Origin of the sequence: Microcoleus sp. CAWBG27 (genome assembly GCF_020883145.1) — a bacterium.
GTDB lineage: Bacteria > Cyanobacteriota > Cyanobacteriia > Cyanobacteriales > Microcoleaceae > Microcoleus.
Genome location: NZ_JAHREU010000082.1, coordinates 1 through 19,679, shown reverse-complemented (window position 1 = coordinate 19,679; position 19,679 = coordinate 1). Strand labels below are relative to the sequence as shown.

The following is a 19,679-nucleotide window of genomic DNA, read 5'->3' as shown; positions in this document are numbered from 1 at the left end:
ACTAAAGTCCTCACTACAAACCAAATTCCCATTCTATTTTGCTAACAGTTTTTGAAACACTTCATACATATCTTGGGCTAACTGTTGAGGATTCCACAAAGGCGCGAGATTTTCTGGCTGCTTAGACTTAATTAAATGCTCTTTCACCGCATTTCTCAAACCAGCATCGCGCCCAAACTTAACTCCCCACTGCGTGTATTCCTCCCAAGTCCAAGCCGCACCCACATCTAGATTTGCACTTTTGAGAAAAGCATAACCCATTCGGGAAAGATATTGGTCGCCGGATCTCGTTACTACTGGCAAATTCGCCCACAAAGCCTCTAAATTGTGAGTCCCGCCGTTGTAAGGATAGGAATCTAACAACACGTCGGCTACATAATAAATAGCACGATGTTCTTCTTCACTTCGGGTTTGACCGATAAACTTAATCCGTTCAAAATCTACTCCCTGAATATCGCATTCTTCGCGGTATGTGCTATGAATTATATCCGGATCGCCTTGACCTTTGCGAATCAACATACTATCTGGTACTTGTTTAAGTATTCTAACTTGAGCTTGCACCATTTCAGGATTAGTTTTTCGACCCGGAGCGACACAGAGATAAGCCATTTGATCCAAGCCAATCCCGAGGGCATTTCTAATCGCCTCTCGATTCACAGGAATGCTTTGCAGTTCGCCAATTGCTACCGAACAATTAGGCAATCTCACTAACTGTTCTAAGTAATTTTTGTCAACGCCTGGGGGGTGAGTGTGTTCGTCGCACAGAAAGTAGTGATTGTCGGAAATGTATGGCGCGTCGAATCCCAACCAAGAAACGCAAATCCCCGCCGGATATTGGTACAATACTTCGACATTTGTCGGTACTGTCATCGAGTCTAAGTCTATTAGAACATCCAAATCGTCTTGGACTACTTCGGCGAAGATTTCGCCACCGTCAGCAAAACCGTTGGGATATTTTTTCGGCCAGTAAAACTTGCCTGCCATTTCTTCAAACCGCTGTGTAACTTCGTCTCGGTTGAGTTTACCTGTCACGTAAAGATGAACGTGGGGTGTGATGCGGCTTAATTCGCGGATTAAGGCTTCGCTACACCAACCTACGGAGTGGCGGCGGAAGTGTTTGGAAAGGAAGCCGATTTTTAAGGGCTGTTGTTTGGTTAAATAATTTGCGGATTTGATTCGGTTGCCTTGCTGTCTCTGGGGGACGGCTTTTTGGTAGTATTGTTTGGCAATTAGTCGGTAAAAACTGGCATTTTTTTCGCGGTTGTCTCGGAGGTGGGAAACTGCAAACAGGAAGATTTCGTAAAGCAGTTTGAGTTCGATAACGCTAAAGGTTTCGACTTTTTCGTAGCAGAGTTGTTCGATTTCTTCGAGTTTCTCAATTGCCTGTTTGCTGACTCCTGATTGGAGGTAAGAAAAGACGTAGGCTGTGGCTGACATGACTGGGGCATTTTCACCGCAGAATTCGCAGTATTTGTCGGCGACGCTGCGGGCTCTGGCGAGGTTGGTGGAGTGGCTTAGCAAGTCGCACAGTTGTTGGTGGGCTTCGCTGTATTTGGGGTTGCATTCGATCGCCTTTTCAAAATATGCGATCGCCTCCAACGGCTTATCTTGTTTCTGAATGTGTCCCATCCGGCAGTAAACCTCTGCCCAATCCGGTTTTAAGGCTAAAGCTTGCTGATAGCTGGTTAATGCTTCTTCCAGCTTGCCCTGCATGGACAAACAACTGCCGATGTTTGCGTGAACTTCCGGCCAATCCGGCTTAATTTTTAGAGTATTTTGATAATTGGCAATCGCTGCTTCGTAGTTGTATTGCTGCATGAAAGAGTTGGCTAAATTGAAGTGCAGCACTTCTAATTCGGGTTTTAAAGCAACAGCTTGCTGGTATGCAATGATGGCAGCATCGAAATTTCCTTGCTGCGATCGCGCGCTGGCGATGTTACCATAGGCCTCTGCCCAATCTGGTTTAATGGCGATCGCCTTTTGGTAGCTTGCGATGGCTTCGTCGCGCTTACCTTGACTAAACAGTCGGTTTCCCAGGTTGAAGTGGAAGTCGGCGCCGACAAGCTGCGGGTTGAGCTCGGATGTTCTCTGAAAACAGGCGATCGCACCGTCGATGTTGCCGTGTTTGTGATATACTTTGCCTAAATTCCAGTGAGCGCCCGCTAAATCTGGACTCAGGGCAATGGCTTGTTGGTAATGGGCGATCGCCTCTTCCAAACGATCCATTTTGAAATACATACTGCCGATATTGGCGCGCACTTCCGCAAAATTTGGCTGCAATTCCAAAGCTTGAGAATACGATCGAATCGCAGCTTCCATTTTACCCACCGCTTGCAAAGCATTGCCTAAAGTTACGTAAGCATGGGTGTAATCAGGTCGAATTTTGATAGCTTGGTGGCACGCTGCGATCGCCTCTTGAATTTTACCCTTAACTAAAAAGTTTTCTGCCAGTTTTTTGTACTGTTCTACTTCTTGAAAATTAGCAACTTGTGCGATATCTGGAACATTCAGCGAGGTAACTTGTTCGGAAACTTCAGCAGGGTTAGTAAACGGAGTATTTAAATTTTCAGGATTGGGCGCTGGCGGCAAATTGATACTCGAAGGCTGCAATCCATAGCCTTCATCTTTGCTGACAGATACTGGTTGTTGTTCGTCAGATTCTGTTTCTAATGCGAGAAATTTGCTATCGGTAGTTTCTTGCTGTTTTTGCGCGGTTAAACTGGATATTTTATCTGCCGCGCTGGCATTTTCCGGTTGCAGTAGCAGCACTTTTTGGCAGCAAGCAATTGCCCCATCTAACTTTCCTTGCTGCTGCAAAACGCCAGCCAGCATCAAATTCACCGAGCACAAACCGGGATTAATAGCAAGAGCTTGTTCGTAAGCCTTTGCCGCCTGTTCTAATTGCCCTAACTTGTAATACATACTGCCGAGATTCGCACTAGCTTCTGCTAAATTCGGCTGAAGTTGTAAAGCTTGCAAATAAGCTTTAATTGCCATTTCTAGCTGGTTTTGGCCGTGCAGGGCATTGCCCGCTGTCAGGTAAGCGGGAGCAAAATTCGGTTGGAATTTGATGGCGAGGTTGCATTGCGCGATCGCGCGATCGAATTCTCCTTGCAAAACATAAACTTCCGCCAACTTTTTATGAACTTCCGCATCTTTAGGATCCAACTCTAAAGCTTTCTGATAATTCTCGATGGCGCCACCGAGAACTCCTCTATCTTTCAGGAGATTTCCCTTGACAAAATATGTTTGAGCTGATTCTAAATCCACCAAAAACTCTTGGATCATTTGCTCTGCCACTCTTAAAGGTTTTACACTAATACTATTCAACCATTCTACCCACTCTCGGGCTCGCACAGACCAAGTACACCCTCGATTGATATATTCTACCTGCTGTCTCAGATAAGTTTCAGCAGTAGCACTGCCCGCCCCCGTACAATCTTTTAAAACTTCGACTGTCGCATCTAAAAACCGCCTTGTATATCCCTCCCAATCCGGTGTACCTGCACGCTTCCAATTAATGACCGATGTCAAATTTTTTACCCCTGACATGGAAACTAGACGCGCAAATCCAGCCGTTGTTTCCGGCAAAGCTGCCAATTCACTCGTCACAATGCGGCAACCGCTGGCCATCGCCTCCATCACCGCAATAGATGACGTTTCCAGATAGCTATTCGGGTAAGCTAAAACCGCGACAGAACGCAGTTGCCGGACGAGTTCGGGTTGCGGTACAGAACCGACATACTCGACACCTTCTATTTCCTGACACTCTTCGTAAAGTCCATCGAAACAAAGCTGATTATCATTGTCGTCTATTTGGTGTACTTTCATGCTAGAAAATACTTTTAATCTGGTTCCGGGGACAGCTTGACGAATTTCGGGAAAAACTTTTAATAAAATATCCAGTCCGCGAAACGGAGTGCTAGTGTAAGCTAGAATGGGCGGTCGAGATTTTTGAGATTGGATCGAAAGATTATCGGCAAAAATGTTAGCAAAACAAGGTGCGATCGCATTTCTTAAAACACAACTGCGATTGGAGTCAATCCCAAAACGAGTGTGAAATTGCTGGCGCTGCCACTCGCTGACAAAAACCAAAGCATCACAAGCATTAATTTCTAGCTTATCCTTGAAACCGTCAAGAAAGACAAAGTCAGGTTCGTTATGAATCCACAAAATCAACTTAGTTTGTTGACCCAAAAGCGGCTTAATTTCCAGTGCTTTACCGACTACATTGACTACAACCAAAAAATCGAGCGATCGCAATAATTCCAAATTAGCACTGTCCGCCACCCGCAGCCTGCAATCAACACCGCGCGACATCCCCGACTCGGAAGTATTGTTGAGTAGAAATACCTCATTTCCCAGGGCTGCCAACGCCTCAGCTAAATAACAAATAGCCGACTGAGTGCCGCCCAAAGGTTCGCGGTAAGGAGTTTCAATATTGTAATCCCAAGTATAGGTATCGAGAAATCCGATTTTCATTGTGGCAATTATCCGCCGATTTGTGAACTGTATTTTTTATTGAACCGCAGAGGGCGCAGAGGACACAGAGAAGAAAGAGAGAAGTTTCCAATTAAAATAATTTGCAACTTCCCTCTCTTATCCTTCTGATTCCTCTCTGCGTTCTCTGCGTTCTCTGTGGTCAAATAAATCTATATTTCCCATTTCATTGTGGCAATTATCCGCCGATTTGTGAACTGTATTTTTTATTGAACCGCAGAGGGCGCAGAGGACACAGAGAAGAAAGAGAGAAGTTTCCAATTAAAATAATTTGCAACTTCCCTCTCTTATCCTTCTGATTCCTCTCTGCGTTCTCTGCGTTCTCTGTGGTTAAAAAAATCTATATTTCCCATTTCATTGTGGCAATTATCCGCCCATTTGTGAACTGTATTTTTTTGTTTCACCGCAGAGGGCGCAGAGGACACAGAGAAGAAAGAGAGAAGTTTCCAATTAAAATAATTTGCAACTTCCCTCTCTTATCCTTCTGATTCCTCTCTGCGTTCTCTGCGTTCTCTGCGGTTAAAAAAATCCATAATCAATGGTATAATCTTAAAATTATTGAGGATTACCGAACATGACCACAGAACAAGACCCCGTAAAATTGATGAAACAGCAAGTTGGCTTTGCTGCTGCCGATCGCGTAAAATCTGGTATGATTGTCGGACTCGGCACGGGGTCAACTACAGCTTATACTATTCAAGCGTTGGGCGATCGCATAAAATCAGGCGAACTCAAAGATATCAAAGGAGTTCCCACATCCTTTCAATCAGAAGTATTAGCCAAACAGTACGGAGTACCGCTGGCAACCCTCGACGAAGTTGACAGAATTGACGTAGCCATTGACGGCGCTGACGAAGTAGATCCGCACCTCAACTTAATTAAAGGTGGTGGCGCCGCCCACACCCGCGAAAAAGTAGTCGATTGTCTTGCTGCTCAGTTTATTGTAGTAGTTGACAGTTCCAAAATGGTAGATAAATTGGGTTCGACTTTTCGCGTCCCCATCGAAGTTATACCGATGGCAATTACCCCCGTTACTCGCGCCATTGAAAAATTGGGTGGCAAACCAGAACTCCGCATGGGAATCAGAAAAGCAGGCCCGGTAATTACCGACCAAGGTAATATGGTAATTGACGTTCAATTTGATAACATTGACAATCCTGCGGAATTAGAAAAGACTTTGAACAACATTCCCGGCGTGTTAGAAAATGGCTTGTTTGTCAACTGTACTGATTTAGTTTTGGTTGGCGAAATCAAGGACGGCAAACCCGCAGTCCGCGAGATTTCTAAATAGTTATTGTAGGGTGCGTCAGGGTCGTTCGTAGTGCGGACTTTAGTCCGCAACATAAGAGCGGACTAAAGTCCGCACTACGAACGGTTTTTGTTATGGTAATCAATAGGGAACGATCTTACCAATTTCCAATTCCCACGTCACTCACTTTAAAATTGCTATAATAATATAAATTCGTATCTCTATTTTGATCGTGCAATATCGCAGATTCGGCCGCACAGAATTATCCATGCCCGTCTTTTCCTGCGGCGGCATGAGATATCACCACAAATGGCAAGATGTACCAGCAAATGAAATTCCACCAGACAATCAACAAAATCTAGAATCGACAATTCGCTACTCAATCGAATGCGGCATCAATCACATAGAAACTGCTCGCGGTTACGGCACTTCAGAGATGCAGTTGGGGTGGATTTTCCCGAAGTTTCCCCGCGAAAACTTGATAGTTCAAACGAAAGTTTGTCCTCAAGCCAACTCCGAGGCATTTCGCGAAGAATTTGATAAATCCTTAGCTTATTTACAGCTAGAATATGTCGATTTATTTTCCATACACGGCATTAATACCTGGGAATTGCTAGAGGATTCTATGCGCCCGGGCGGCTGCTTGGATGTGGCAAAAAAATTGCAAGCAGAAGGCAAAGTTCGGTTTATTGGTTTTTCGACTCACGGCCCTACGGATGTGATTGTCAAAACCATTGCAACCAATCAATTCGATTATCTGAACTTGCACTGGTATTACATCAATCAAAATAATTGGCCCGCAATTGAAGCTGCCAAACGTCACGACATGGGCGTTTTTATTATCAGTCCTTCCGACAAAGGCGGTCAACTTTACAACCCGCCGCAAAAGTTGGTAGATTTGTGCTATCCACTGAGTCCGATGGTGTTTAATGATTTGTTTTGTTTGTCATACCCGCAAGTACACACTTTGAGTTTGGGTGCAGCCAAACCTGAAGATTTTAACGAGCATTTGAAAACTATAGAATTGTTAGATAAAGCTGATGAAATTTTACCGCCAATATTAGCAAGGCTGGAAAAGGCAGCAATTGATGAATTAGGAGAAGATTGGTTTAAAACTTGGGACTTCGGTTTGCCAACTATCGAAAATACTCCCGGAGAGGTTAACATTCGAGTGATTTTGTGGCTGTGGAATTTGGCGAATGCTTACGGTGCGATCGACTATTGCAAGATGCGCTACAACCTTTTAGGTAACGCCAGTCACTGGTTTCCGGGCCAAAAAGCAAATCGCCTCAACGAATTAGACTTGCGCCGCTGTCTCGCCCACAGCCCCCACGCTGCCACAATTCCTAGTATATTGCAAAAAGCCGATCGACTTTTTGGAGGCGAAGCCGTGCAGCGCTTATCCCAAGAATAATCGAAAAAACCCGGTTTCGAGACAGAAACCGGGTTTGTGAGCCGGAACACGTGAGACTTATGTACACGTACCTCCTTAGCCTATACTTGAGGTGCTCTCACCAACATCACCCATCCGTCTCATCCTTTCGGGCGATAAGGCAGTAGTTATTAGTTATTGGTTATTGGTTATTAGTCATTAGTCATTAGTCATTAGTCATTAGTGTTGTCCCCGAAGAGCGAACGCTTTTTGTCAACTGTCAACTGTCAACTGTCAACTGTCAACTGTCATATGACTACCTCATCTTTCTAAAAAAGGCTATATAATTTTTTCCCAAACTTTCTCCCCTTTTGCTTTAATCTGAGATAAAACAGTTAATAATTCACTTAGGGATCTTTTATGACACTCCAACGCCGAGATTTCTTGTATTTGCTAACAGCCACCGTCGGAGCTATTACCGCAGGTGCTTGCCAAGCGTCAGGCAATAGTGTAGCGCAAGCAAGTCCATCCCCAGAAAGCCCAAAAATAGCCCAAACTCCCGGGCCTTTTACACTACCGCCTCTGCCTTACGAATACAACGCTTTAGAACCGCACATCGACGCGCGGACAATGCAATTTCACCACGACAAACACCACGCAGCTTACGTTAAAAACCTCAACGATGCTGTCAATAAATACCCGAATCTTAAAAACGTGAGTGTTGAAAATATGCTCAAAGATTTGAGCAAAGTGCCGGAAGATATTCGCACAACTGTACGCAATAATGGCGGCGGACACCTCAATCACACTATGTTTTGGGAAATCATGAGTCCCAAAGGCGGCGGCGAACCCACAGGAGCAATTGCCACAGCAATTAAGCAAAATTTCGGCAGTGTTGAGGATTTTAAAGCCAAGTTCAACGAGGCTGGTACTAAGCGTTTTGGCAGTGGCTGGGTGTGGCTAGTTCGCAATAAAGCTGGCAAGCTTGAGATTACAACTACTGGCAATCAAGACAGTCCTTTCAGTGATGGCAACTATCCCATTATGGGTAATGATGTTTGGGAACACGCTTATTATCTCAAATACCAAAACCTGCGTGCAGACTACTTAAAAGCGTGGTGGAACGTGGTTAATTGGGCGGAAATTAACAAACGCTACGAAAAGGCGATCGGTTAGTTTAACAAAGATACAGTGGCGGTTGTTTCAACCGCTATTGTATCTAAAATGGCTTCCGCTAGCGAATCGGGCGATCGAACTGCTGTACAGTTTTCCGCAAGTAAACGCAGTGGCGCGCGCCCTGACTCGCAGGCGTGGTGAATGATTCGACTGACTCAAGCGTACCGCCCAAACGCTCGATCGCACTTTGCAACTCTTCCTCTTCCTCTAGCGTCCAATTTCCCCGGTAAAGTACCGCCAAACCGCCGTTTTTCAGGAAAGGTAGCGCGTATTTAGCGCACAGAGAAGCTGCTCCCACTGCCCTAAGAAATGCGATATCGTAAGCTTGTCTGTGCTGCGGTTGTCGGGCAATTTCATCGGATCTGCCTAGCAAAGTCGTAGCATTTTTTATCCCTAAAGACGGCAAAACCGTTTCCAAGAAAGTAATTTTCTTGCGAGTTGAATCCAGGAGAGTGACTGATAAATCCGGTAGGGCGATCGCAATCGGCAAACCCGGAAAACCCGCACCAGTCCCGATATCGATCGCTTTAAACGGCGACTCAGCGGGAAAATCGTTATTTTCCGCCGAATTGCGATTAACCGGCAGCAATCTCGCAATTCCCCGCAGAGAATCCCACAAATGTTTTTCCCAAAACTCGACTGGTTCAGTAATTCGAGTTAAATTCAAGGAACGATTGCCTTCAACAATTAACTCATAAAGCCGCTGAAATTGTTGCTGCTGCGACTCATCGGGCTCCCAATTCAGCGTTTTTTGCCACAATTCATTCATTTGGGGTAACATCATAATTTCTGTCTGGTTCATCTTCTAATAACCATCGAAAGAACTAATGACAAAGTTTGCGACTTCTTAACCTCGCACAACTGTCAACTGTCAACTAAGAGGGCGGGCCCGCACCATCCACCGCCCCTACAAACTGCCTACTGACTTACACAACTTGCTTCCTTAGCCTCTAACTTCGCGCGATCGACCTCCTGCAAATCCCCGTGGTCTAACGTCCAAAACTTATCAGCAACGCTCAATAAATCGCTAGCATCGTGAGTAACAATCAACAAAGTCCAGTGATTTTTTAACTTACCCAACAAGCTTACCAACTGTCGGCGCATCGACCAATCCAAACCCGCCGTCGGTTCGTCCAAAAGTAGCAAATGCGGCTGGCGAATTAGCTGCACCGCCAGGGCCACCCGGCGCTGTTGTCCGCCACTTAAAGCGTGGGGAGAAGCGCGCAGCGGCAAATGTGCCAACCCAACTTCTTTCATCGCTGAGTGAATTTGTTCTTGTCCCAATTCGGGATGTCCCAGTCGCAATTCTTCTAAAATTGTCCCCCCACAAAAATGTCTTTCAGGAAACTGGAACACTAAACCTCCTAACTGTTGCAAGTGTTCCGGTGTTAATTCTTGTTCGCGCCAGCGGATGTCGCCGCTAGTTTTTTCTGCTAAACCTGCTAAGATTTCTAAGAGCGTACTTTTGCCAGAACCGCTGCGGCCGACTATCAGCCCCATTTGCTGCGATGGCAGTTCTAAGTTGATGTTTTTCAAAATAGCATTCGGACAGGCTGTAGGATGATAGACTAAGTTTTTGAGATAAAGCATTAACGTAAGTAGTTGGGAATTGGGAATTGGGAATTGGGCATTGGGCATTGGGCATTGGGACTCGTGTATCCCTCAGCTTCTGGTTGTGCTATTAATAGTTAAGGTTGTTTCTGGCTGGTGCCGATCGCCCAAATTTATTTTACATAAATCTTTACAAAATTTTCGTTTTTTTCAGGCTTGGCGTTTGATTATTGACATTTTTTATGGTATATTTTGATAATGGAAATCTGTGCGTTCATATATATTAGAATTCACACTCCCATTATTAAAATATACCGCAAGAGCCATAAAAAATCAAGCAAATTTAACTCTTTTTTGCTAGCGGCCCGATAGTCTGAGAACGTAACTCTATTGTTTCTAGTTTACAGTATATTTCATTGAGAGAATTGACTATGACGAAAAACCCTTTAGCATCGCTGGGCAAGCAAATGTTAAGTTACAAACAGACGGTACGGGCGATCGCCTGTGGAAGTGCGATCGCCCTGGGAATCTGCATAAACTCCGCAGTAGCCGGCGATCCCTTCCGCACTCTTCACCAGCAGGCGATCGGGTCAAACACCGAAACCGCCTTCAAAACAATGTTTCAGCAAGGAAACTACAAACAAGCAAAAGCCCAAATTCAACAAGCACTATCAGCAGAACCAAACGAACCCCTAGCCTATGCAATGGCAGCCTCATTATCCTACATCGAGCAAGACTTAAACTCGATGAATACCTACGCTCAAAAAACCCGCGAAGTCGGCGAAAAATTGACCAAGACTAACCCCTTGCGCGGCAACATTTACACAGCAGCAGGTCACTTTCTAGAAGGAGCAAATGCCATAGCCAAAGAAGGAACAGCCAAAGGCGCGCCCCAAGCACTCAACAAACTGCGAGTAGTATTTCAATACCTAGATGCAGCAGAAAAAATAGCGCCGAACGACCCAGAACTCAACCTGCTAAAAGGCTACATGGACTTAATGTTAGCCTCAAACCTACCCTTTTCCAACCCCAGCGACGCCATTAAACGACTGGAAGAAAAAGCCTCGCCCCGCTACTTAGCCTATCGCGGCATGGCCGTAGGCTATCGAGACTTAAAAAAATACGATCGCGCTTTAGAATTTGCCAACAAATCTCTAGCAGAAACACCCACAAACCCCGAAATCCTTTATCTCAAAGCACAAGTCTTATCTGCTCAAGCCAAGACTCAATCCAACAACAAAACCATACTTGAGGAAGCCCGAAAAAACTTCGACGCCGCCTTAGCAAAACCAGACCAACTACCGCGCAGCTTAGTAGCCGAAATCTTCTTTCAGCAGTGCAAAACCCGCAACCGTCTCGACAGCAAATCTCGCGATTGTGACCCGATGCGCGATAAAATTAGAGATGCAGATGGAGTCTGGGGGCCGACGGCTTTACCACCACTATAAACAGTTGACAGTTGACAGTTGACAGTTGACAGTTGACAGTTGTAGGGGCAGTGGATGGTGCGGGCCTGCCCTCTTAGTTGACAGTTGGCGGTTGTTATTAACCAGAGTAAAAATTGATGAAAGTAGAGTTTCGCGAATTTAATCCCTTTGACTTGTGGATTTGGCTGAAGTTCAGCAACGTGCCTTCAAACGGCGAAAAACAGTATGTAGAAGAAGTGTTTGATTCTTGGTTTTTTTTGGGAAAACTGGGAGGATTTAATGCTGAAAATTTGCAAGTTCAAGATGAAGGCTTAGATATTAGTGACATGGATTACGATGTTAATCGAGCCGACCAAAGCATGATGGCTTTGATGCACAATATGGGAGAAATGGAGTATGAAGGTTCTTGGGCTCGCTGCTGGTTTGATTTGGGGACTAGCGATGCTATCGGCATCGATGTTTTAATTAATGTTTTCCAGCAACTCAGCAAAGAATTTGTGACTATTGAAGAACTAATTATTGGCGGGGAAAATATAGATTGGCCCGTTGAAAATAGGAGAAAAAGAGAGGGTTTTGAGCCTGATAATTAACCGTTAGCACGATACGGATGATACGGATAATGACTAGACATCTCTCATAATTCTTGTGGAACAGGCATCCTGCCTGTTCCAGACTGGATTTTTAGGAGACATCTCATGATTGATAACTGATGACTGAATGGCTACATTATGCAAGGTAAAATTCGTGTAATTGTTTTAGGATTGATTCGATCGGGCGATCGCATTTTCGTTTCCCAATTCAAAGATCCGGTAAAACAAGACAGATTGTATCGAGCACTCGGCGGCGGCGTAGAATTCGGAGAACATAGCATCGACGCTTTGCAAAGAGAATTTAAAGAAGAAATTCAAGCCGAGTTAACAAATATCAAATATTTAGCTTGTTTGGAAAACTTCTTTATTTTTAATGGCCAAGCCGGACACGAATTAATACAACTCTACCAGTGCGATTTTGTTGACTCCAAATTCTATGAATTGGCAAGTTTAGATTTTGTAGACGGTAACTTGAAATGTACCGCTTTTTGGATGCCTGTTGACCGATTTCGCTCGGAAGAATTGCGCCTAGTTCCAGAAAGCTTTCTCGACTATTGCGAAGATTGATAACTAAATCACTCCCAATCCCAACAAGCAAATATAGCGGTTCTCAAAAAAGTAAGGTACGTTGTTGGGCTTGAGCCCTCTTATACTTATTATATAGTAAGCGAGGTCGCATAAAAAACTCCATTTATAGTCATACCTCATCTTTCTGAGAAAGGCTATACATTAGGGTGCATCTGGTTTTTGAAGCCTGAAGAAGCATGACCGCATATAAGTTATTAGTTATAATTTTATATTCACGGAGGTCATGCTTTGCCCCTACAAACATATTTGCCTTGCGCCAGATGCACCCATACATTAGAAGCAATTTTTACTCAAAATATGTGCAGTAGAGGCGGGTTTTACCCCAAATACTTTGCCACAATTCACAAAATAGATAAACCCGCCCCCTTTATTTTTGTCCGCGTTACCTTTCTCTACCTTACTCTGGGAAGCGTACCCAAAACTTGATACAGCAAAGAGTTAATGAAAGCGAGGGCTAGAGCACCAAGCAAAGCACTCCAAATTCCCCACCGCAATCTAAATCCTTCGACTAGCCAAGCCGCCAAGCCAAAGATAGCAGCGTTGATAACAATCATAAACAAACCAACAGTTACCAACAAAGCTGGAAAGCCCAAAACTACAAAAACTGGCCGCACTAAAGCATTCAGCAATCCAAAAACTGCCGCCGAAACCATCGCTTTGCCAAAACTGTCAATATCTACACCTATGGGTAACTTGGAAATAATGAAAAAGCTCACAGATGTTACCAACCAAGCAATTACCAGCGAAACGATATCTATGTGCACGTGCTTATCTCCTTAAAAGACTAAACATTAAATCGGAACAACAGCACATCCCCCTCTTGTACAACATACTCTTTTCCTTCACTGCGAACTAAGCCTTTTTCCTTAGCTGCATTCATTGCGCCCGTAGCCACCAAATCTTCATAAGCTACAGTTTCGGCCCGGATGAAACCCCGCTCAAAATCAGAGTGAATCACCCCCGCAGCTTGTGGCGCTAACATTCCCGCGATAATCGTCCAAGCGCGAGTTTCCTTGGGCCCGCTAGTGAAATAAGTCCGCAAACCCAATAATTCGTAAGTAGCTCGAATCAAAGATTTTAAGCCACCTTCTGTTACCCCCAGAGATTCTAAAAAATCAGACCGTTCTTCCTCTGGTAGCTCTACCAATTCTGACTCAACTTGCGCCGAAACTATGACAACCTTAGCATTTTCTTTAGCTGCTATTTCCCGGACTTGTTCGACATAGCTATTTCCGGTTCCCAAATCGTCTTCAGACACGTTCGCCGCATAGATGATCGGCTTGTTTGTTAACAATTCTAAACCTTTAACTAATTCTGCTTCTTCGTCAGTTAAACTGGACTGGCGTACTGGTTTTTCTGCATTCAAAACTACAACCAATTTTTCAAGCACGTTTACTTCTGCTTGAGCTTCCTTGTTGTTGCGAGCTTGTTTGCGAGTGCGATCGAGCCGGCGTTCAATTTGAGCTAAATCTGCTAAAATCAGTTCGAGATTGATAATGTCAATATCTCGCTGGGGATCGACAGAACCGGAAACGTGGATGATATCATCATTGTCAAAACAGCGGACAACATGGACGATCGCATCTACAGCCCGAATGTGAGACAAAAACTGATTTCCCAGCCCTTCCCCCTGACTCGCACCCTTCACCAAACCTGCAATATCGACAAACTCCATCCGCGTTGGCACAGTTTGCACAGAATTGGAAATATTGCTCAGCACCTTCAACCGTTCGTCGGGTACTGCCACGATACCCGTATTTGGCTCGATCGTACAAAAAGGAAAATTAGCAGCAGTCGCCTTGGCATTAGCCACCAAAGCATTAAACAGAGTAGATTTGCCAACATTAGGCAGTCCGACAATTCCGGCAGTAAGCATAGCTATTTAGAAACATATCACTGTTTCAAAATATCATAAGTATCCGCAATATATTGGACAAGCCACCCCAAATCTCAAGCCTGTGTTCGGCTAAATATCTAACTTGAGGTAGATGGCTTAACGGTTCACAAGTGGTTTCCCAAAAAAGCGATCGCCCGAAACCTGTCCCTGTCCCTTATTTATCAACAAATTGGGGACTTGCAAGAAACTCGGTTTGGGCGATCGACCTCACAAATTCTGTTAAACTTCCCGAAGCACTAAAACATTATTTTAGATTGGTTCAGGGATTGTCTGAGGAATAGGCCCCGGAACTGTTTGAGGAATCGGAAAAGGTACAGTTTCCGGCACCGGTTCAGGAATTGGCTGCGGAATTGGCGCAGGTACCGGTTCTGGTACGGGGCTGGGAATCGGTTCGGGTACGGGCCCAGGGCCCGGCATCGGTGGCGATGAAGGAATCCCCGGCAGCCCGGGTTCAGTACCGGGAATTTGCGGGCCTGGAAGCGGATCGGGAGTGGGATAAATCATGTTAGTGTTTAGCTCAGCTAATAGAGATGTTAAAAAAACAATTGGTCACCAATTCCAGTTATCTTTTAAAACAAAAACAACCGATTTGTGGTATTGGTTAATTAGAGTTGACAGACTTGAAAAAGACCTTAAATTTATCTGCGTATATTTGCGTCTATCTGTCTTCATCTGCGGTTGAACTCTCAATCAAATATGTATGAGCGAGTCTATTATATTAAAATTAAAACAGCGCCTAACACATCTATCTAAATACCGAAAATTAACTGTTATGTCCGCCTAAAATTATGCCTTGATTATTAGGGAATATCCCAAGCCAGATCCAGTGAGTCATCCCCAATCTCAAATCTCAAATCTCAAATCTCAAATGGTATAGCGGTTCTCGAAAAAATGAGCTATGCCCTATGCCCGGTTTGGCCTATGCCCGGTTTGGCCTATGCCCGGTTTGGCCTATGCCCTATGCCCGGTTTGGCCTATGCCCTATGCCCGGTTTGGCCTATGCCCGGTTTGGCCTATGCCCACGACTACTTGATCTTTCTGAGAAAGGCTATATAAGTGTGCCACCACCAAACTCTCAACAACAAACTCCCCTATTAGATGCGCTGCGCGATCGCACAAATCACCCTCATTCCCCATTTTACGCCCCCGGACACAAACGCGGACAAGGAATATCTCAGCCGTTAGTTGACTTATTCGGTGCCGCAGTATTTCGATCGGACTTACCGGAATTGCCAGAATTAGACAATCTCTTCAACCCAGAGGGCGTAATTGACGAAGCTCAAAATTTAGCTGCTGAGGCTTTTGGCGCCGAACATACTAGGTTTTTAGCAAACGGTTCGACTTGTGGAATTATCGCCGCCCTTCTCGCGACTTGCGGCCCGGGAGATAAAATTATCTTGCCTCGAAACATCCATCAATCGGCAATTTCTGGTTTGATTTTATCCGGCGCAATTCCCATTTTTGTCAATCCAGAGTACAACTCGGATTGGGATATTGCCAACAGCATCACCCCAGAAGCAGCAGCAGCAGCCCTAGCACAACATTCCGACGCAAAAGCAGTAATGGTCGTCTACCCAACCTATCACGGCGTTTGCGGGGATTTGCGGGCGATCGCCAAAATTACCCATCAATACAACATCCCCTTATTAGTAGACGAAGCCCACGGCGCCCATTTTAACTTCCATCCCAACTTGCCAGAACCGGCCCTATCAGCCGGGGCAGATTTAACAGTACAATCAATCCACAAAACCCTCGGTGCAATGACTCAAGCATCGATGTTGCACGTCAAGGGTTCTAGGATAGATATCCCAAAACTAAATAGAGCATTGCAGCTAGTACAATCCACCAGTCCCAGCTACTTATTATTAGCATCATTAGACGCCGCCCGCCAACAAATCGCCATCCACGGGAAGGAGTTAATGATGCAAACTTTAGATTTAGCAGCAAAAGCGCGATCGCACATTAGTCAAATTCCCGGCTTATCAGTTTTAGAACCGTTAAATACGCCGGGTTTTGTCGCACTAGACAGAACCAGGCTAACCGTAAAAGTATCAGACTTGGGAATTACTGGATTTGCGGCTGATGAAATTCTACACTCGGAACTCGGAGTCACCGCAGAATTGCCAATGCCGCAGCATTTAACATTTATTATCAGTTTGGGAAATACAGAAACAGATATTGACAATCTAGTTAAAGCTTTGACGCTTTTAGCAGAAAGAAGCAAGTTCGGCAACGAGCAATGTGCGGGATTTAACGGATGGATATTGCAGGAAGAAGCAACAAGCAACAACCAAGATTTTTCCCCTCTTCCCCTCTCCCACTCCCCCATTCCCCCACTCTCCCCCTCTCCCCCTCCCTCTCTCTCCCCCCGCGAGGCCTTTTTTTCCCCAGCGGAAACCGTAGCAATAGACAAAGCGGTCGATCGACTCAGCGCCGAACTCATCTGTCCCTACCCGCCAGGAATACCCGTTTTGATGCCCGGTGAAATCATTACCCCACAAGCCCTTGAATACCTGCAACAGATTCTTGCCGATGGCGGAAAAATCACAGGTTGCAGCGATCCTCGCCTCCAAACTCTCAAGGTTGTGCGACAGTAAATATGAGGGAGATGGGAAATTAAGAGATCCTGTTTTCCCCCCTTGGGGTTGCCAACTGCCAACTGCCAACTGCCAACTGCCTTTAATTTAAAATACAACTATGCTTTGGCCCTACGTCACTCCTGGTATCCCAGACGATTTATTTGAACGTTTACCGGGAATTCCCATGAGTAAGCGAGAAGTCCGACTGCTGTTACTCTCCCACCTGCGGCTGCAAGCAGATTCAGTGGTGTGGGACATCGGTGCAGGTACTGGTACCATCGCCGTAGAAACAGGTTTGCTGTGTCCCAAAGGTCGCATTATCGCCATCGAAAGGGATGAAGAAGTAGCAAGCTTGATTCGCCGAAATTGCGATCGATTCGAGATCAAAAACGTAGAAGTCATCGAAGGTAGCGCCCCTGAATGCCTCGAAAATCTCCCCGAACACCCCCACCGAGTCTGCATCGAAGGAGGGCGCCCGATTAAAATGATTCTCAAGGAAGTCTGGCGACACTTGCGACCACAGGGTCGAGTTGTCGCCACAGCATCGAATTTAGAGAATCTTTACGCCCTTTCCGAAAGCTTCGCCGAGTTGCAAGTCCGCAACATCGAGGTAGTCCAGTCCGCCGTCAACCGCTTGGAGACTCGCGGCTTGAGTCAAACCTTTGCCGCCGTCAATCCCATCTTTATTCTCAGCGGTGAAAAGTTGGATTAGAAGGAAGAAGGAAGAAGGAAGAAGGAAGAAGGAAGAGGGAAGAGGGAAGAAGCTATTCCAATACCCTCTTTGGCCGATGCCCGATGCCCAATGCCCCATGCCCCATTCCCGATTCCCAAATGTAATTCTTAACCTTTTTTAAGTCCCGTTAACCTTCATAATAAAAAGGGCGAGCATAGCTGGATAGACCGCCTGACTTGAGATATTTCGATCGCCGATGGGGGATGTGGGTTGGCAGTGCAAGGTAAGAACTCGTCTCGTGACGCTCCCACACCAACCGTAAACGGTATGTTGTGGGCATCTGAGTCCTGTTAAGGATATCGAGATCTTCCTTCGAGGTACTCCAATGGTTTCCCTCTACGGCGTTTTAGAGTGAGGAACACGTCCAGCCCCACTTTGAACAAGTACAAATCGAAATCGAAACGTATGTTCAACCTATTTCGCACAAAGTTTTACGTAGACCGCGATTCAGGTCTACAACCCCATACCTTGTTGTCATGGTTCAGATGTCCTAATTTTACCACGGTCGTTGATTGCACAAAAGATTGGCGTTTCCTCGTCGAGGCTAATCTCTCACTCAACTGCGTTTCGTATTGTTCAAAGCCTCAACTCGTCAACGCCCTGGCTTTCATCCACGCGCGAAACGCTTCGTTTGGTGTGGGGATTCCCGCCGAACTAGCTAACACAATCGAAAATCCCAAATCCCAAATCCCAAATCGAATCACCCACAGCCATCTGCAAGAGAAATTCATTTTATGCCTTGGTCTCGTATCCTGAGTGGAATAGTTGCGATCGTCCTTGCTTTGGGAATGATTATTATGGGGGGATGGTACTTCACCCTCGGCTTTGGCGTCATCGTGTACCTAGGTCAATTGGAATATTTTCAATTAGCCCGGGCTAAAGGCATTGCACCCGCTGCCAAAACTACCTTAGTTGTCAGTCAAGCCCTGCTAATTACTGCCGCCCTGGCGCCTCAACTCGTAGACGCCATGTTCCCCTTAGCCGGAACCTTAATCTGTTTCTACCTGTTATTCCAACCTAAATTATCGACGATCGCCGATATTGCCTCCTCAATTTTAGGATTGTTCTACGGCGGTTATTTGCCCAGCTATTGGGTACGGCTGCGAGTCGGACTCGATCCAGCCAATCTCGCTACCACCCAATTTTCGCAAGTAGTAGCAAGCAATTTGCCTGTTAATATTTACTCGTCCCAGTCTTGGACAAGTTCCAGCAACATATCTCTAGGATTGACTTCGCTGCTGCTGGCTTTCCTCTGCATCTGGGCCGCTGACATTGGCGCTTATTTTGTCGGCAAATTCTTCGGCCGCACTAGCCTCTCCCACATCAGCCCGAAAAAAACTGTTGAGGGTGCCGTATTTGGAGTTTGCGGCAGTATCGCCGTGGCCGCCGCCGGGTCTTGGTATTTACAATGGCCGGGGTGGCCGTATACTGGGGCAGCTTTTGGTCTGTTGATTGGCGTTGCTAGCTTGTTGGGAGATTTAACTGAGTCGATGATGAAACGAGACGCCGGTGTGAAGGATTCCGGGCAGTTGATCCCCGGTCACGGCGGCATTCTCGATCGCACTGACAGTTATGTTTTTACTGCACCCTTAGTCTACTATTTTGTGACTTTGCTATTGCCCGCGATCGACTCTTTTTTAACTAATGGTGGGTTCGGGAGGCTGTAAGTCCCGCGCTCTACCTGTACCCAGGTGAGCCTTGGGATACACGGACATCCCGCGCTCCTACGACGGGGTTCGATACCCCTGAGTTGAGCATTTAAGTAATGCCGCAAGTCTACTTAAATATGCTATCATAAGGGCATGTTTACGATGAATTACCAGTACCGCGTTTACCCATCACAGCCGCAAGAACTCCGCATGGGGTCTTGGCTTGAGATCTGTCGTGGCGTTTATAACCCACATTCCGCACCCCCAACTGGCACATACACTGCTTGAGGGGGTAAAAGTGAATTATCCGAGATAATAGTGAGTAAAAACACCCAGAAATCTGTGCAATTATCGCATCACCCAGTTAG

18 protein-coding genes are annotated in these 19,679 nt (G+C 45.7%); 10 read left to right on the top strand and 8 right to left on the bottom strand.

The window, feature by feature from the left end; translation table 11 throughout:
* Positions 1-33 precede the first annotated feature (33 nt).
* Positions 34-4,482, bottom strand: coding sequence for a tetratricopeptide repeat protein (locus tag QZ938_RS29250; RefSeq protein ID WP_293353714.1), 4,449 nt, complete (start codon positions 4,480-4,482; stop codon positions 34-36).
* A 592-nt stretch (positions 4,483-5,074) separates the two neighbouring features.
* Here QZ938_RS29250 and rpiA point away from each other — a divergent pair.
* The 3 genes from rpiA (at position 5,075) to QZ938_RS29235 (ending at position 8,297) form a co-directional block, all read left to right on the top strand.
* Positions 5,075-5,791 carry a ribose-5-phosphate isomerase RpiA gene (gene rpiA, locus QZ938_RS29245; RefSeq protein WP_293147727.1) on the top strand — a complete coding sequence of 239 codons (717 nt, stop codon included), beginning with the start codon at positions 5,075-5,077 and terminating at the stop codon, positions 5,789-5,791.
* A gap of 226 nt (positions 5,792-6,017) precedes the next feature.
* A complete protein-coding gene (locus tag QZ938_RS29240) occupies positions 6,018-7,163 on the top strand; it encodes an aldo/keto reductase (protein WP_293353716.1) in 1,146 nt (381 codons plus the stop codon).
* Between the two features lie 378 nt (positions 7,164-7,541).
* Positions 7,542-8,297, top strand: coding sequence for a Fe-Mn family superoxide dismutase (locus QZ938_RS29235; protein ID WP_293147731.1), 756 nt, complete (start codon positions 7,542-7,544; stop codon positions 8,295-8,297).
* 58 nt (positions 8,298-8,355) lie between these two features.
* Here QZ938_RS29235 and rsmG read toward each other — a convergent pair whose 3' ends face one another.
* Entirely contained in the window at positions 8,356-9,081 is a 726-nt protein-coding gene (gene rsmG / locus QZ938_RS29230; protein WP_363318886.1) for a 16S rRNA (guanine(527)-N(7))-methyltransferase RsmG, read from the bottom strand.
* Between the two features lie 134 nt (positions 9,082-9,215).
* Positions 9,216-9,887, bottom strand: a complete 672-nt coding sequence (locus QZ938_RS29225; protein ID WP_293147764.1) for an ABC transporter ATP-binding protein — start codon at positions 9,885-9,887, stop codon at positions 9,216-9,218.
* Positions 9,888-10,279: 392 nt separating this feature from the next.
* On the opposite strand from QZ938_RS29225, the gene QZ938_RS29220 reads away from it, so the two are divergent.
* The 3 genes from QZ938_RS29220 (at position 10,280) to QZ938_RS29210 (ending at position 12,432) form a co-directional block, all read left to right on the top strand.
* Positions 10,280-11,296: a Sll0314/Alr1548 family TPR repeat-containing protein gene (locus QZ938_RS29220; protein ID WP_293147733.1), complete on the top strand. Its 1,017-nt coding sequence runs from the start codon at positions 10,280-10,282 to the stop codon at positions 11,294-11,296.
* A gap of 116 nt (positions 11,297-11,412) precedes the next feature.
* Positions 11,413-11,865, top strand: a complete 453-nt coding sequence (locus QZ938_RS29215; protein WP_293147735.1) for a DUF3531 family protein — start codon at positions 11,413-11,415, stop codon at positions 11,863-11,865.
* A 135-nt stretch (positions 11,866-12,000) separates the two neighbouring features.
* A complete protein-coding gene (locus tag QZ938_RS29210) occupies positions 12,001-12,432 on the top strand; it encodes an NUDIX domain-containing protein (protein ID WP_363318889.1) in 432 nt (143 codons plus the stop codon).
* A 413-nt stretch (positions 12,433-12,845) separates the two neighbouring features.
* Here QZ938_RS29210 and QZ938_RS29205 read toward each other — a convergent pair whose 3' ends face one another.
* The 3 genes from QZ938_RS29205 to QZ938_RS29195 form a co-directional block, all read right to left on the bottom strand.
* Positions 12,846-13,211 carry a phage holin family protein gene (locus tag QZ938_RS29205; protein ID WP_293147768.1) on the bottom strand — a complete coding sequence of 122 codons (366 nt, stop codon included), beginning with the start codon at positions 13,209-13,211 and terminating at the stop codon, positions 12,846-12,848.
* A gap of 26 nt (positions 13,212-13,237) precedes the next feature.
* On the bottom strand, positions 13,238-14,329 hold the full coding sequence (gene ychF, locus QZ938_RS29200) for a redox-regulated ATPase YchF (RefSeq protein WP_293147738.1): 1,092 nt from the start codon (positions 14,327-14,329) through the stop codon (positions 13,238-13,240).
* Positions 14,330-14,599: 270 nt separating this feature from the next.
* Positions 14,600-14,854, bottom strand: coding sequence for a gamma-aminobutyric acid A receptor, epsilon-like protein (locus QZ938_RS29195; protein WP_293147740.1), 255 nt, complete (start codon positions 14,852-14,854; stop codon positions 14,600-14,602).
* Between the two features lie 554 nt (positions 14,855-15,408).
* Here QZ938_RS29195 and QZ938_RS29190 point away from each other — a divergent pair.
* Both QZ938_RS29190 and cbiT read left to right on the top strand, forming a co-directional pair.
* Positions 15,409-16,947 carry an aminotransferase class I/II-fold pyridoxal phosphate-dependent enzyme gene (locus QZ938_RS29190; RefSeq protein ID WP_293353718.1) on the top strand — a complete coding sequence of 513 codons (1,539 nt, stop codon included), beginning with the start codon at positions 15,409-15,411 and terminating at the stop codon, positions 16,945-16,947.
* A 100-nt stretch (positions 16,948-17,047) separates the two neighbouring features.
* On the top strand, positions 17,048-17,641 hold the full coding sequence (cbiT, locus tag QZ938_RS29185; RefSeq protein ID WP_293147744.1) for a precorrin-6Y C5,15-methyltransferase subunit CbiT: 594 nt from the start codon (positions 17,048-17,050) through the stop codon (positions 17,639-17,641).
* A 148-nt stretch (positions 17,642-17,789) separates the two neighbouring features.
* Here the strand turns inward: cbiT and QZ938_RS29180 are convergent, their stop codons facing one another.
* Positions 17,790-17,942 (bottom strand): hypothetical protein, encoded by a 153-nt coding sequence (locus tag QZ938_RS29180; RefSeq protein ID WP_293353720.1) that lies wholly within the window; start codon positions 17,940-17,942, stop codon positions 17,790-17,792.
* Positions 17,943-18,246: 304 nt separating this feature from the next.
* Positions 18,247-18,393: a hypothetical protein gene (locus QZ938_RS29175; protein WP_293147746.1), complete on the bottom strand. Its 147-nt coding sequence runs from the start codon at positions 18,391-18,393 to the stop codon at positions 18,247-18,249.
* 3 nt (positions 18,394-18,396) lie between these two features.
* Here QZ938_RS29175 and QZ938_RS29170 point away from each other — a divergent pair, with 3 nt between their 5' ends.
* A complete protein-coding gene (locus QZ938_RS29170) occupies positions 18,397-19,329 on the top strand; it encodes a phosphatidate cytidylyltransferase (protein WP_293147748.1) in 933 nt (310 codons plus the stop codon).
* Between the two features lie 135 nt (positions 19,330-19,464).
* The gene (locus tag QZ938_RS29165) at positions 19,465-19,599 is read left to right on the top strand and encodes a helix-turn-helix domain-containing protein (protein ID WP_367181876.1); all 135 of its coding nucleotides are present in this window, start codon (positions 19,465-19,467) and stop codon (positions 19,597-19,599) included.
* Positions 19,600-19,679 lie beyond the last annotated feature (80 nt).

Bases quoted from the DNA above. Each gene is read 5' to 3' on its own strand.
- QZ938_RS29250 (WP_293353714.1), bottom strand. From the start codon at position 4,482: ATGAAAATCGGATTTCTCGATACCTATACTTGGGATTACAATATTGAA.
- rpiA (WP_293147727.1), top strand. From the start codon at position 5,075: ATGACCACAGAACAAGACCCCGTAAAATTGATGAAACAGCAAGTTGGC.
- QZ938_RS29240 (WP_293353716.1), top strand. From the start codon at position 6,018: ATGCCCGTCTTTTCCTGCGGCGGCATGAGATATCACCACAAATGGCAA.
- QZ938_RS29235 (WP_293147731.1), top strand. From the start codon at position 7,542: ATGACACTCCAACGCCGAGATTTCTTGTATTTGCTAACAGCCACCGTC.
- rsmG (WP_363318886.1), bottom strand. From the start codon at position 9,081: ATGATGTTACCCCAAATGAATGAATTGTGGCAAAAAACGCTGAATTGG.
- QZ938_RS29225 (WP_293147764.1), bottom strand. From the start codon at position 9,887: ATGCTTTATCTCAAAAACTTAGTCTATCATCCTACAGCCTGTCCGAAT.
- QZ938_RS29220 (WP_293147733.1), top strand. From the start codon at position 10,280: ATGACGAAAAACCCTTTAGCATCGCTGGGCAAGCAAATGTTAAGTTAC.
- QZ938_RS29215 (WP_293147735.1), top strand. From the start codon at position 11,413: ATGAAAGTAGAGTTTCGCGAATTTAATCCCTTTGACTTGTGGATTTGG.
- ychF (WP_293147738.1), bottom strand. From the start codon at position 14,329: ATGCTTACTGCCGGAATTGTCGGACTGCCTAATGTTGGCAAATCTACT.
- QZ938_RS29195 (WP_293147740.1), bottom strand. From the start codon at position 14,854: ATGATTTATCCCACTCCCGATCCGCTTCCAGGCCCGCAAATTCCCGGT.
- cbiT (WP_293147744.1), top strand. From the start codon at position 17,048: ATGCTTTGGCCCTACGTCACTCCTGGTATCCCAGACGATTTATTTGAA.
- QZ938_RS29180 (WP_293353720.1), bottom strand. From the start codon at position 17,942: ATGCCCACAACATACCGTTTACGGTTGGTGTGGGAGCGTCACGAGACG.
- QZ938_RS29175 (WP_293147746.1), bottom strand. From the start codon at position 18,393: ATGAATTTCTCTTGCAGATGGCTGTGGGTGATTCGATTTGGGATTTGG.
- QZ938_RS29170 (WP_293147748.1), top strand. From the start codon at position 18,397: ATGCCTTGGTCTCGTATCCTGAGTGGAATAGTTGCGATCGTCCTTGCT.
- QZ938_RS29165 (WP_367181876.1), top strand. From the start codon at position 19,465: ATGTTTACGATGAATTACCAGTACCGCGTTTACCCATCACAGCCGCAA.